Here is a 12,360-nt window from a genome sequence, read left to right on the forward strand (position 1 = left end):
GGTAAATTCATGTAGATGACCCCTACTTCCTGAGCTATTAGCGAATAGGGTTCATGGCGTTTTTAAATGTGTCATATACTAAACGTGGTTTTTCTTTATCGAAAGACAGTAAGCCCATTGTGGAAATTCCGTTGATCTGTTGGTTGTAGTTATTTCTTTCTTTATAATCTTTTAACACCCAGAACGTATAACCAGCCATATAAGATAGTCGACTTGGATCTGTAACCTGATTCCAATGGTTAAGGAACTTATATGATTGCCATTCTTCTGTTCCAGATTGTGTTTCTGGCCCATGATTATTGACTTCATCTGCATAGGCCCATGTTCCATTCTCCGTAATGAGAATCGGTTTATTTGGATAAGTTTTATGAACAATATCCACCGTTTTCCCTAGGTCTGAGTCCTGCATATAAAAATATCCGAAGTATTCATTTAAACCGATCACATCTGCCAAGTCATAGGCCGGGTCCCAGCTGCTGCCTGATGCCCATGTGACAGGACGTTTTTGGATATCAACGCTTTTGACAGCTTCTTTCATATCGGCCAGCCAATTGCGATAAACGGTTTGATCATCCCAAATTCCTGACTCATTCTGTAATGACCACATGATTGTAGAAGGGTGATTAATTTGATTCCAGGCCATACTTAAAGCTAATGCTCGAGAAAGACCGTAAGAGTTGGTTTGCAGCGCTTCCTGCTTAGTATCAAGCCACATATTCTCTACCTCATCAAGCACCATTAATCCATGTTGATCCGCAAAATCATACACATAGGGATGACGATTGTAGTGGCTGTTACGGATGAAGTTTGCTTTTACATCCAGAACATGATTTAACTCCGTATCGTACTCTTCGATCGTCATAGAGCGGCCGCTGGCAGCCGTTTCCTCATGCCAGTTAAGACCTTTCAAAAAGACTTGTTTCCCATTCAGTGTTAATTTGCCGTTCTCAACGGCAATGGTTCTCATTCCATAATTTGTCGAAAGACGATCATCGAGCGAACCATTTCCTTTTTGTTGAACCTGTCCTTCCCCTTTACCTTTATAAAGTTCTGCGGATACTTGATAAAGGGTTGGGGAATCCGGAGACCAATAAGCGGCTTTCGGAATCTGGAAATCCATCGAAACGACTTTTACTTCACCAGGTTTTAAATCTACTTCCTGTGACTTGGGATCTCCACCTGTTTTTTCCCCTGGATCGACAACTAATTGGCGAAGTACTTCTTTATCGCCATGATTGTACACAACCACTTTTGTTGTTAAGGTATGGTCGCCTGTTGCCGTTAGGATTTTACTAACATTTACATCGGAAGTTGCTTCTAAATAGACACTGCGTGTAATTCCTGCATATGGCCAGAAGTCTACCGGTTTATATGGTAATTCTGTGTCAGCTGTTATAGGGTTCGGATTCGAACTTGTATAGGAATCGAAGGTCGGTTTGCGGTATACTCGGACTGCAATGACATTATCTTTGCCCGGTTGTAAGTATTCACCTATATCAAGTGCAAAAGGTGTATTCCCGCCCTCATGCTCCCCAACAAAATGACCATTTACGTAGACCCCTGCCCGATAGTTAACGCCAAGAAAATTAAGCTTGACGAACTGGTTTTTCCAATTGGCGTCCGGCGAAAAGTGGGTCCGGAACCAAGCATAACCATCGTAAAAAGCACTTCCTTTTCCGAAGTTTGAGCCATCGTATGTACCAAATTCAGGGGTATCATACAGATCCCAACTGCCCGGAACCTTTTCTTCTTGCCATTTTTTATCATCATATCCTTGTTCAAACCATTTTTCATTCACCCCTTGATTATTGGGATCCATGGCAAATTTCCACTTTCCATCAAGATTTAAATAACTTCTGCTTTGCTCCTTTAACGTCCATGTATCAAACGAAGGAACTGGTTCCCCATACTGAAACAACACATTTGTTCCGTCAATTGATTGCACTTTGGTATTCATCGGTTCATGTTCAGCAATCTTCACAGTATTTCCATTTGTATCTGCCTTGGCATTCGGCAGCCCAGCAAAAAAAGTGGAGCCAAGAAGAAGGACTCCAATGCCAAAACTAGTGACCTTTCGATTCATTTGTTAACCTCCCGTTTAGAAGTATTTGTCGATTAGAAGACCTCACCTTTTTAGACTGCTTGGTTTCGAGAATTTTGAAACCGGTTTCATAAACCCTTAAGATTGAAACGCTTACATTTTCTTTGGATAATAGACTTTTTTCATCACCTCCCTAAAGGATCCGAAGTGTGGTTTCTAAACGAATGAGCTTGAGCTGCCTTGCTTTATTCCGGGGATACTTTACTTTATTACTTTTTGATTAGCCAAAGTTGCTGATTAATGAATGATTGACTAAATATTTATAACAGAAATTTTTCTTGAGACCAAAGTAGGTAAGTTAATAATTATGAAACCCATTTCAAAAAAAGTTTCATAAATTGGTTTAATAGTCAGTTTTGAGAATATTTTTACAATTGTAGCTAAATTTTACATGATTGGCTTCTACTGTGTCATGGGCATATTTTCTTATGTTAGGCGGCTAGTTGAATAAATTTCAATTGAGGATCGATACTATTTTTTTAAAGGGGCAGGTAGTGGATTTATGCTATCTTGGTCTTGGATTCATTAGTATCATTCTTCTTACTTATATATAGAAAAACAGATGTCAGTCAAGACTTATTAACTTTTATGAACCAGCGAGAACCTAAAGCAAAAGCGGCTCAACCTACCGGTTGAACCGCTTTTTGCATAGTGACAAGGTGAGTAATGGTGTCAGGCACCACGTTTGAGTTGTTTGAATTGGCCTTTGGATAGGACGGTTTTTTCTAGGCGGTGGGCCATTATTCCGGCTAGTACGGATAGGATAAGGTCCTTTGGCAGCGGGGCGGCCATCCATAGCCATGCCATTTTGTAGGAGAATCCATCTGGTGCAGCTCCCCAAAGTTTGTAGGCAAAGTACATCCAGTTGGTGCCGAAAAGATAGTTGACGGCCATTCCGATTAACGAAGCAATGATAAACGCAGGCAGACTTTTATTCTTTTCAACGATTTTTCCGATAATAAACGCTGCTAAAATATAAGAAAGAATAAAGCCAAATGTAGGTCTTATGATGATCGACAGCCCGCCGGTAAAGTCGGCAAATACGGGAACCCCGACTAATCCCACTAACATATAAACAATCATGGCAATTGAACCTAAACGACTTCCTAAGATAGCCCCTGCTAAAATAGCAAAAAATGTTTGTAGTGTAATAGGAACTCCACCGACATGTAAAAACGGTGCAATCGTCGAAATATTTGCCCCTATGGCCATGAGTGCCACAAACATCGCGGCAAGTGTTAAATCTAGTGCCCTTAATTTCCTCATATAGTCTCCCCACCCTTATTTTTTTATCTACCTTAAAAATAAATGGTAAGAGTGACCATTGTCAACCAAAATATTTTATTAGTTAACAATACAAGTAAAGATAGCAACTAATGGTACGTTATTTATTACGGCAATTTTTGCAAACCTGGATCGTTTGGCCTGTTTCAGTTTTATGTGAATATAGCAGTTTTATCCCAGTTCTTGCACATAATGGGCATGTCCCGCGTCCATTTGAAGGTAGGTTACTAATTGTCTTTCCTCTGTTTCTTTTAGCCATTCATCATCATCCTCTTCCAATTAATCCTGTTTCTTTATCTAATGATGGACTGGCATAAATATTGTTAGGCAAATAATTGTTTTAAGATAAATCTTTCTCCGAAACATATTCCGTTTGTGAAATTGATCAGCCGTCCCCCTCCAATCCTACTTGTTTTACTATTTTTCCAAGACTCGACATACATATAAATTAAACTGGATTGCCGAAGATGATGTCCGCACGACAATGGTCTTCTCGCCATAAGATAGGAATAAGAGTTAGTCTAAGTTTTTTATCGAAGGGAGTAGGTGGTTTTTCATTATGAAAATTAATTCGGCGTACCACCATACATTTCAAAATCTTCAAGAGAATGGACTCACGTTCGAACAGGTTTTTGAACGAATCATTTTATTCATGTCATTAACCCCTAAAGGAAACTATCGCTTAATGGTGGGAACAGATTCACAGGTTCATAAATCGCAAACGGTTTTTATTACTGGAATTGTCATTCAAAATGAAGGAAATGGTGTGTGGGCCTGCATCAGAAAGGTTGTTGTCCCACGAAAAATGACACAGCTCCATGAGCGGATTTCACTTGAATTATCATTAACGGAGGAAATTGTCGCCATGTTTACCGAAGAGCGGAAAAATCAGCTTATTGCGATTGTCCTGCCCTATCTCTATGAAGGAGCAACCTTTACCATGGAAGGGCATATCGATATTGGTGCTGGCAAACGGAATAAGACGAGAGAGTTTGTAACAGAAATGGTAACACGAATGGAGTCAATGGGAGTAGAACCAAAGATTAAACCGGATGCTTTTGTCGCCTCAAGCTATGCCAACCGCTATACAAAATAAGCGTCAGACACCTGAATTAGCTTGGTACCTGACGCCTTTTTTATACATATTCTAATTCAACCGTAATAGTCGTGCCTCTGCCTAACTCACTTTCAATTTTCATGGTACCATTATGTTCTTGAATGATTTTGTTACTAACCGTTAAACCAAGCCCGATCCCCTTATCCTTGGTAGTATAGAACGGTGTTCCTAGATAATCCATGAGATGATTGTCAATTCCGGCGCCTTCATCCGTAATACGAATCAAAACATGGTTCCCTTCAGCTTTTTGCACATCAATATGAACTTTACCACCGGACGGCATCGCTTCAATTGCATTTTTTAAAAAATTAACAAAAACCTGTTTTAACTGATTTCTGTTCCCAAGTAAATCGATATCATCTGTTATGAAATGGTTAATAATTTGCACGTTATGTAATAAAGCTTGCGGATGAAGAATATTAATAGTGCTTTCAAGAATCGAGCTTAAACTCTCCCGTTTAAATTGAATGGCTTGCGGCTTCGCGAGCGACATAAATTCATTGACAATCATATCAATTCTATCAAGTTCATCCATGATAATCGATAAATAGTCATCTTGTTTCTGTTTATCAATTGTACCCTTCAATAGCTTGGAAAAACCTTTTAGGGAAGTCAAAGGATTTCGGATTTCATGAGCAACTCCGGCAGCTAGTTGACCAATAATGGAGAGCCGGTCTAAATTACGAAGGGCGTCATCATTTTTGATTCGATCGGTAATATCACGAGTCACGGTAACATATGACTCTATTTCATTTTTCTCGTTAAAGATTGGCGAAATGGTGATTTCCGTATCAATAAAGCTGTTATCACTCGTTCTCATTTTAATCTGAAAAAGCTGTGGTTCACCTGTTTTCATTACTTTCTCATAGACTTGGTCCAAACCCTCTTTGTCTTCTGGCAGGATCAGACTGTATACCTCCTGGCCAATTAGTTCTTTCACGGGGATTCCCAGCGATTTTTCATGAGACGGAGAAGCATAGATTACTATTTTATCTTTCGTATAAAGCTTAATCATATCGGTGGTATTTTCTGTAATCAACCGATATAGCTCACGAGTTCGCTTTAGTTCTCGTTCAATATTTAAATGTTTGGTAATATCACGATAGCTGCCAATGCTGGCGATAATTTCCTTAGCTGAGTTACGCAAGGGGGAAAAGGACACGGCTATATCAAGCAGACTTCCATCTTTATGTACACATTGAGTCACTAGATCGTGGAAAAACTCCCCTTGTTTTACTGCCTTAATGACCCCCATTGCTAAATCAGACTGATCAATTTCCTCGAAGCTTCGTCCGAGCAGCTCTGTTTCGGTATAGCCAAAAATTTTCGTATACATATCATTTACGCGGATAAATCGATTTTCCATGTTCAATATACATATTCCATCGGCCGTACTATTAAGAAAAAGGTCGATTAAATCATCAGGATTAATCGTATCTGAATGATTCAGTTCGCCAAAAATAGGGAAACCCTTCGCCATACATATCTCTCCCAAACACATAATCTCTCAAACTTCATTTTACAGAACTTTTCGATAAAGAAAAGAGGTAAATTTATGGTGTCAGGCACCACAAAAGAACATTTCTTCTAATTTGTCCGTCCCGTCTGGACATTCGCATAAAAACGCTTGGCCTTTATCGATGGCCAAGCGTTGGTTTTCTCGGTTATTCTCTTTTAAAAGGCTGCTTCTACCTCTGCAGCCATATCTTTCATTGATTGTAAACCACCGCCGCTTAGATACCAGGAGTCTGCGTCTAAGTAAACAATCTTATCATCTTGATAGGCTGCTGTTTTTTTAACTAATTCATTCTCTACGATCTCTTTGGCCCCGATTTCCCCGCCTACTGCAGTGGCCCGGTCAATCACAAACAATACGTCCGGATTTTTCTCCTTAATGTATTCAAATGTAATGCTTTGCCCGTGGGTAGAGACTTCAATATTCTGATCAGCCGCTCCAAAGCCAAATACATCATGAATAAGACCAAATCGTGAGCTTGGGCCGTAAGCACTCACTTTTCCTTCGTTTGCCAGAACAACCAGCCCTTTTTGGTTAAGAGCAGCTGCCTTTTTATTCAAATCCTTTACTCTTGCTTGAATCTCTTCTAATTCGCCGTCCACTTGATCTTCTTTCCCAAAAATCTCACCGATTAAATTCATATTTCTCGTAAAGGAATCCATATAGTTGGTATAATCCATTCCCACATAAACCGTAGGGGCAATCTCAGCAAACTGATCGTATAATTCCGCTTGACGTCCTGAAATAAAAATCACATCAGGCTTTAAAGCATGAATCGCTTCGAAATCCGGCTCCTTCAAGCTGCCGACATTCGTATATTTCTTATCACTGTATTTCTTTAAATAAGAAGGAATTGTCACTTGCGGAACACCGGTCACTTCGATTCCTAATTCATCTAATGTATCCAGTACACCAAAATCAAACACGACCACCTTCTTCGGGTTCTTTTCAATCACTGCCTCACCATACTGATGTTTAATGGTCACCTTTTCGTCTGATTGTTCGCTAGAGGACGCTGATTGGGAAGCCTCCTCCTCTTTTGTCCCGCCGCAAGCTGCTAACACCAAAATCAATGTAAAAATAAACCCTAGTAAACTCCACTTTTTCATCTCTTCATCCCCTTTTATGAATTAAAATAAACGCAAATTCGGCAATTGTTCATTTCTTGAATCGGTATATCCATATCATAAATCTCATTTAATACCTCCGATTGGATAATTTCCTCAGTCGGGCCGTTTTTAACCACCTTCCCGTCCTTCATCGCGACAATCCAGTCCGAATAGACGGAGGCAAAATTAATATCATGAAGGACAATAACAACCGTTTTTCCAAGTTCATCTACTAAGCGGCGCAAGATTTTCATTATTTGAACCGAATGCTTCATATCCAGATTGTTCAGCGGCTCATCGAGCAGTATGTACTGAGTATCCTGAGCAATTACCATCGCAATAAAGGCGCGCTGCCGCTGTCCTCCCGATAATTCATCCAAAAAACAATCCTGCAGGTCCGTAAGACCCATATATACTAACGATTGATCCACCATCCGCTCATCCGCTTCGGTGAGCCGCCCTTTGGAGTAGGGAAATCGGCCAAATGAGACAAGTTCGCGAATCGTGAGACGGACATTCATGTAGTTCGATTGTTTTAAAATTGAAACGGATTTGGCAAACTCATTGGACTTCAACATGCGGACATTGGACTGATCGACAAGTACTTCACCCGTATCGGCATCGAGCAGCCGGCTGACCATGGATAAAAGTGTTGATTTCCCGGCACCATTTGGCCCAATAAAAGAGGTTATTTTTCCAGGCTGAATATCTACAGTAACATCTTCGACAACTGCTTTCTTCCCGTAAAACTTCGTTAAAGACTTCACTTGGATCATGCTGCTTTCCTCTCCTTTAAAAGTAGATAGATAAAGTAAATCCCGCCGATAAAGTTAATGATGACGCTGAGCGTGGTTGAAAAAGTAAAAATTCGTTCGACCACCCATTGACCGCCGACAAGGGCGATGACACTCATTACAATCGCCCCACTAATGAGAACCTTATGTTTATAGGTTTTAAAAAGCTGATAGGAAAGGTTAGCCACAATTAAGCCAAAAAAGGTAATCGGCCCAACAAGTGCGGTTGATATCGATATAAAGACGGCCACGATAATCAGCATCTTTTTTACAATAGAATCGTAGGGGACGCCAAGATTAATCGCCCACTCCCTCCCCAATGACAATACATCGAGGTATTTCATATAACGCCAGGCATAAATAATCACGACACTTACCAGCAGCAGCGCCAGCCAGACCAAGTCCGAATTAATATTGTTAAAACTAGCAAACATTCGGTCTTGAACCATCTGAAATTCATTCGGATCTATCAGCACTTGAAAGAAGGTAGATATACTCGAGAAAAAGGTTCCGACAATAATACCGATTAGCAATAAAAAATAAATCGACTGACTGCCCTTTTTAAAAAGAAATCGGTATAGAACAAGGGCAAAGATTATCATCACAACAATCGAGATTAAAAAGTTAACCTGCCTATTGACCACTGCCACATGGCCAGAACCAAGAAAGAAAATAATCACGGTTTGCAAGAGCAAATAGAGAGCATCGAGCCCCATTATGCTCGGCGTGAGGATTCGATTATGGGTAATGGTTTGAAACACCACCGTGGCATAAGCAATCGTAAATCCTGTAATGACCATGGCGATGACCTTTATCGCCCTTTTGGGGAGGGCATAATCAAAGCTTCCATTAAGGTCGTGAAATAAGTACACCCCGCAGCACAAAAGTGCGGCTAAGATAAGACTCCCCATTTTCATCCACTGGTTACGCATAGGCTCTCCTCCTAAAAAGCAGATAGAGGAAGATTCCACTGCCGATGACCCCGACCATAAGACTGATCGAAATCTCGTAAGGATATATGATGAGTCTCCCAAGAATATCGCAAACTAGCAAAAAGCATGCTCCGAGTAAGGCCGTATGCGGCAGCGTCTTTTGCAAGTGGTCCCCTTTAAAAATGGAGATGATATTCGGAATAATTAAACCGAGAAACGGAATCATTCCGACTGTCAGTACAACCGTTACCGTTATTAGGGCAACGAGCACCAATCCAATATTGACGATTCTCCGATAGGCAAGGCCTAGATTCTTTGAAAAATCTTCCCCCATTCCGGCAACAGTAAATCGGTTTGCATAGAAATAGGCAATGATCAAAATTGGGATACTTATGTATAGGAGTTCATAGCGGCCTTTCATAATCATTGAAAAATCTCCTTGAAGCCAGGCCGCCATATTTTGAATTACATCCGCCCTGTAGGCAAAGAACGTTGTGACGGAAGATAAAATGTTGCCGAACATTAAGCCTATTAGTGGGATAAAAATGGCATCCTTCAACTTAATACGGTCTAGAATTTGCATGAATAAAAACGTTCCCGCAAGTGCAAATGCCAAGGCGACAAGCATTTTTTGCATCATTGAGGCGTTTGCAAATAACAGCATTGACACCAATATTCCTAAACGGGTGGCATCCAGTGTTCCGGCTGTTGTTGGTGAGACAAATTTATTACGGCTCAGTTGCTGCATGATTAGACCCGCAATACTCATACCTGCCCCGGCAAGGACGATGGCGATCAGCCGCGGTACCCTGCTGATTAAAAATATTTGCGTTTCTTCAAATTGGAAGTTTAGGAGATCACTAGGTGATATGCTGCTAACTCCGACAAATAATGAGGCCCCTGACAATATAGCTAACACCAATAAAAGATATCGTTTCTTCATCACTGTCTCCATAGGTTTATTTTGTATAAATGATATTGAAAATCATTATCACTTACATCAAGTATAAACAATTGGCAAAAATGATGTCAATATGTAATTGAGAATTTTTATCAATTAAATTTAGTGGCTTGTTTAACGTTTTCTTAGAAAAAAGGATTTTCCCCCCCTAACATATTGGACTTCCAGCACCTCATAAATTGAGGATTAGGAGGTGACTGCAGTGAAAAAAAGACTTTTAGCGTTTGTTTTTCCAATCATTTTGCTGTTGTCAGGCTGCTTTAGCGACCCTGTACAAGATGATCTGTTGAATTATGTGAACAAGGAAATCAAACCAGCGGGGAAATTAGAAGCGGCAGCGGTTTCTGCTTACGAAGGGGTGTCTGGAGCGAATTATCAGGATGACCAGACGATGTACGATGCATTAACGAAAGAAGTGATTCCAAACTACAATGAATTTATTAAGGAACTGGATTCTGTCAAGATAGAAACAGATGAGTTAAGGAAGATTCACGAGATTTATATTGAGGGAGCTGACATTCAATTTAAAGCATTTGTTACGATTAAACAGGCCTTAGAAGAACAGGATCCGGCATTAATTCAGAAGGCAAATGATATGCTGGCCGATGCAAGAGAGCATATTCGGGATTATAAGACTAAGTTAAACAAACTGGCGAAAGAACATGACGTAAAATTAAAGTAATTAGGATGCTTGCAAAACGAACCAAGTGCCAGACCACATTCAATGTTAGGGTCTGGCACTTGGTTTTATACTATGAATTACCACCTGCCGGACGGACGGCGCAGGCTCAGCTAGCTTCTTTTTCGCATCGGCGGTAACTCTAGATAGGTCAGGGCTCTCCAAACCCATTCTAATGGGCCGAATTTGAAATAGCGAAGCCAAAGTGTACTATAGATTAATTGGATGACATATATAGCCAAGCATACATATAAGGTCTGAAAATAGCTAATATGGCTTTGCAGCTGCAGTACTTTTCCTGCCACTAAGATCAAGACCGTTTGCCCTAAATAATTCGTAAATGCCATCCTGCCATAGCTTTTTAATGGGGCAAATAGCCTGCGAAAAAAGGGTATTTGAATCAACATGATCATACTGCCCACATAAAAGGCAGAAACCACAGGACCAATCGTAATGCCAATACTAATAAATTGATGCAGCGGCACGGATATCGCTTCATCCGCAGTATTGCCGATCAAGATTGGGGCCGACTGATATTGAAAAATTAGCCCGCCCAGTCCTAGGACCAACATGATAACGGTAAAAACAGCTGTTGCTTTGAGGTGATGGGAGATTCGTTCAAAAACATGATATTGTCCTGCAGCGATTCCCAACAGCATCAGGGGAATAACCATAACTATTTTTGCAGCAAAAAGACCTAATACAACTAGCATGACGATGCCAAACAAGAGATTAACAGTTCTGTTTACTTTGTAAAATGGGAGGAGGATTAGACCTGCGACGGAGTATAGCGTTAATGCTTCTCCAGGGTGAAACTGCATATGTACTATTCCAAATAGGAATAACACCATCAGTCTCCGTACAAACAAAACTTGTCCTTTTTTACCTTTTGAATTGGCACGGTTGATGAAAAGATAGAAACCGATACCAAACAAGAAAGTGAAAATGGTATAAAAACGGCCTTCGATAAATAAATACAAGAACTTCCAATAAGCAGCATCGGCGGTACCTGCTGCCAGGGGATTGGCCGCCAATAATGTCCCAATATTAACCAAAATAATACCCAGTAATGCAAACCCCCGCAAGTAATCCAACACATCAATCCGCTCATTTTCCCCTATTGCACTCATACTAAACTCCTAATCCGTTACTTTTACCACTAACAAACGGTGCCTGTCACCATTTTTACTATAAACTTGCTCACAGTGTTAGTTTATAGATGATAAACCGTTCATTTGGGTTGTGTTCATACACATATGGTAATGTTACTTCCTTCTTCAGTTCGAAAGCCGTATCCTGCTCTAGGAAATAAATATAATCCTCGGTCGGATAATATAAAACAAGTTCCACTTCCCTTGGCGTATCTTCCAAGGAGCGTAAGATATTGTTAACCACTCTCCGAAACACTTGAATCGAGAACGGATTAAAGAAATAAAACCGATTATCGAAATGGTTGATTTGATATTCTTCTGCCAGGCAGCAAACAAATTGAATTTTACCTTTGCCATTCTTTTTCACATAGCGCTTTTGGTTTAACAGCGCCTCATCATAAAGATCCTCATTCATCTCTACCCCGACAACTGTTACATCAAAAAAATAATGAAGGTAAAAATTCAGCCTGCCCTTCCCTGATCCAAAGTCCACAATATAATCGTCGTTATTAATTTCATAATGACGGAACAACTCCTCGAGCGCGCTGTATGGAGTCGGTTCGTAACGATGATAATGCAAGGACTTGTTAAATCCCTGCTGGTCCCCGCGGGTTTTAATGTTAAGTAATTTATCATAATAATATTCCTTCATCAGAAGCTCCTATAATCTCTATTTCCACTATTTATAGTTTAACAAACAGGAACATAAAAAACCG

Annotated in this window: 12 protein-coding genes; 3 read left to right on the forward strand and 9 right to left on the reverse strand. The window is 40.3% G+C overall.

What is annotated here, in order from left to right:
* Nucleotides 1-37: 37 nt before the first annotated feature.
* Complete coding sequence (locus ACZ9EE_RS13660; RefSeq protein ID WP_476027866.1) at nucleotides 38-2,083, reverse strand: glycoside hydrolase family 2 protein; 2,046 nt, start codon at nucleotides 2,081-2,083, stop codon at nucleotides 38-40.
* Between the two features lie 690 nt (nucleotides 2,084-2,773).
* A complete protein-coding gene (locus tag ACZ9EE_RS13665; protein WP_476027868.1) occupies nucleotides 2,774-3,367 on the reverse strand; it encodes a biotin transporter BioY in 594 nt (197 codons plus the stop codon).
* Nucleotides 3,368-3,477: 110 nt separating this feature from the next.
* On the opposite strand from ACZ9EE_RS13665, the gene ACZ9EE_RS13670 reads away from it, so the two are divergent.
* Nucleotides 3,478-3,702 carry a hypothetical protein gene (locus ACZ9EE_RS13670; RefSeq protein ID WP_476027870.1) on the forward strand — a complete coding sequence of 75 codons (225 nt, stop codon included), beginning with the start codon at nucleotides 3,478-3,480 and terminating at the stop codon, nucleotides 3,700-3,702.
* Nucleotides 3,703-3,944: 242 nt separating this feature from the next.
* The gene (locus ACZ9EE_RS13675; RefSeq protein ID WP_476027872.1) at nucleotides 3,945-4,481 is read left to right on the forward strand and encodes a ribonuclease H-like YkuK family protein; all 537 of its coding nucleotides are present in this window, start codon (nucleotides 3,945-3,947) and stop codon (nucleotides 4,479-4,481) included.
* A gap of 40 nt (nucleotides 4,482-4,521) precedes the next feature.
* Here the strand turns inward: ACZ9EE_RS13675 and ACZ9EE_RS13680 are convergent, their stop codons facing one another.
* The 5 genes from ACZ9EE_RS13680 to ACZ9EE_RS13700 form a co-directional block, all read right to left on the reverse strand.
* Entirely contained in the window at nucleotides 4,522-5,982 is a 1,461-nt protein-coding gene (locus tag ACZ9EE_RS13680; RefSeq protein WP_476027874.1) for a PAS domain-containing sensor histidine kinase, read from the reverse strand.
* A 194-nt stretch (nucleotides 5,983-6,176) separates the two neighbouring features.
* A complete protein-coding gene (locus ACZ9EE_RS13685) occupies nucleotides 6,177-7,127 on the reverse strand; it encodes a siderophore ABC transporter substrate-binding protein (RefSeq protein WP_476027876.1) in 951 nt (316 codons plus the stop codon).
* 14 nt (nucleotides 7,128-7,141) lie between these two features.
* Nucleotides 7,142-7,903, reverse strand: coding sequence for an iron ABC transporter ATP-binding protein (locus ACZ9EE_RS13690; RefSeq protein ID WP_476027878.1), 762 nt, complete (start codon nucleotides 7,901-7,903; stop codon nucleotides 7,142-7,144).
* Nucleotides 7,900-8,853 carry an iron chelate uptake ABC transporter family permease subunit gene (locus tag ACZ9EE_RS13695; RefSeq protein WP_476027880.1) on the reverse strand — a complete coding sequence of 318 codons (954 nt, stop codon included), beginning with the start codon at nucleotides 8,851-8,853 and terminating at the stop codon, nucleotides 7,900-7,902. The genes ACZ9EE_RS13690 and ACZ9EE_RS13695 overlap by 4 nt, the downstream gene beginning before the upstream one ends.
* Complete coding sequence (locus ACZ9EE_RS13700) at nucleotides 8,846-9,796, reverse strand: ABC transporter permease (protein ID WP_476027882.1); 951 nt, start codon at nucleotides 9,794-9,796, stop codon at nucleotides 8,846-8,848. The genes ACZ9EE_RS13695 and ACZ9EE_RS13700 overlap by 8 nt, the downstream gene beginning before the upstream one ends.
* Nucleotides 9,797-10,016: 220 nt before the next feature.
* Between ACZ9EE_RS13700 and ACZ9EE_RS13705 the strand changes: the two genes are divergently transcribed.
* Nucleotides 10,017-10,496, forward strand: a complete 480-nt coding sequence (locus ACZ9EE_RS13705) for a hypothetical protein (RefSeq protein WP_476027884.1) — start codon at nucleotides 10,017-10,019, stop codon at nucleotides 10,494-10,496.
* A 110-nt stretch (nucleotides 10,497-10,606) separates the two neighbouring features.
* Here the strand turns inward: ACZ9EE_RS13705 and ACZ9EE_RS13710 are convergent, their stop codons facing one another.
* On the reverse strand, nucleotides 10,607-11,623 hold the full coding sequence (locus tag ACZ9EE_RS13710) for a DUF418 domain-containing protein (protein ID WP_476027886.1): 1,017 nt from the start codon (nucleotides 11,621-11,623) through the stop codon (nucleotides 10,607-10,609).
* Nucleotides 11,624-11,693: 70 nt separating this feature from the next.
* Nucleotides 11,694-12,296: a class I SAM-dependent methyltransferase gene (locus tag ACZ9EE_RS13715; protein WP_476027888.1), complete on the reverse strand. Its 603-nt coding sequence runs from the start codon at nucleotides 12,294-12,296 to the stop codon at nucleotides 11,694-11,696.
* Between the last annotated feature and the right edge of the window lie 64 nt (nucleotides 12,297-12,360).

Source organism: Bacillus sp. URHA0034, from assembly GCF_056280405.1.

What these genes read in the sequence shown, in the direction of transcription:
- ACZ9EE_RS13700 (WP_476027882.1), bottom strand. Translation starts at nt 9,796, where the DNA reads ATGAAGAAACGATATCTTTTATTGGTGTTAGCTATATTGTCAGGGGCC.
- ACZ9EE_RS13690 (WP_476027878.1), bottom strand. Translation starts at nt 7,903, where the DNA reads ATGATCCAAGTGAAGTCTTTAACGAAGTTTTACGGGAAGAAAGCAGTT.
- ACZ9EE_RS13715 (WP_476027888.1), bottom strand. Translation starts at nt 12,296, where the DNA reads ATGAAGGAATATTATTATGATAAATTACTTAACATTAAAACCCGCGGG.
- ACZ9EE_RS13660 (WP_476027866.1), bottom strand. Translation starts at nt 2,083, where the DNA reads ATGAATCGAAAGGTCACTAGTTTTGGCATTGGAGTCCTTCTTCTTGGC.
- ACZ9EE_RS13685 (WP_476027876.1), bottom strand. Translation starts at nt 7,127, where the DNA reads ATGAAAAAGTGGAGTTTACTAGGGTTTATTTTTACATTGATTTTGGTG.
- ACZ9EE_RS13665 (WP_476027868.1), bottom strand. Translation starts at nt 3,367, where the DNA reads ATGAGGAAATTAAGGGCACTAGATTTAACACTTGCCGCGATGTTTGTG.
- ACZ9EE_RS13695 (WP_476027880.1), bottom strand. Translation starts at nt 8,853, where the DNA reads ATGCGTAACCAGTGGATGAAAATGGGGAGTCTTATCTTAGCCGCACTT.
- ACZ9EE_RS13680 (WP_476027874.1), bottom strand. Translation starts at nt 5,982, where the DNA reads ATGGCGAAGGGTTTCCCTATTTTTGGCGAACTGAATCATTCAGATACG.
- ACZ9EE_RS13675 (WP_476027872.1), top strand. Translation starts at nt 3,945, where the DNA reads ATGAAAATTAATTCGGCGTACCACCATACATTTCAAAATCTTCAAGAG.
- ACZ9EE_RS13670 (WP_476027870.1), top strand. Translation starts at nt 3,478, where the DNA reads ATGGTACGTTATTTATTACGGCAATTTTTGCAAACCTGGATCGTTTGG.
- ACZ9EE_RS13710 (WP_476027886.1), bottom strand. Translation starts at nt 11,623, where the DNA reads ATGAGTGCAATAGGGGAAAATGAGCGGATTGATGTGTTGGATTACTTG.